Raw genomic sequence first — 291 nt, forward strand, 5'->3', positions numbered from 1 at the left:
CCTGAAACTCGCCGACCCGATGACCCTGGTACTCGGCAGCCGGGTCAGCTGGTACAAATCCGATACCGATTCGGTGCAGTACTTCCGCGGCGAAGGCACCGAGGTCAACACCCAGTCCACCGAAACCGGCCAGGTCACGCCATTCGCCGGCCTGCTCTACGACCTCAACGACAACCTGACCGCCTACGCCAGCTACACCGACATCTTCACCCCGCAAGGCTCGTACAAAACCATCGACGGCAGCACGCTCAAGCCGCTGATTGGCCAGAGCTACGAGCTGGGGATCAAGGG

At 61.9% G+C, this 291-nt stretch carries 1 protein-coding gene; it reads left to right on the plus strand.

Annotation, left to right across the window (positions count from 1 at the left end; all coding sequences use genetic code 11):
- Nucleotides 1–291 (plus strand): TonB-dependent receptor domain-containing protein (locus tag AAEY83_RS13945; RefSeq protein WP_351059728.1); only part of this gene is annotated, 291 nt, incomplete at both ends.

This window comes from Psychrobacter sp. TB20-MNA-CIBAN-0197, from assembly GCF_040309765.1.
Taxonomy (GTDB): Bacteria; Pseudomonadota; Gammaproteobacteria; order Pseudomonadales; family Moraxellaceae; genus Psychrobacter; species Psychrobacter submarinus.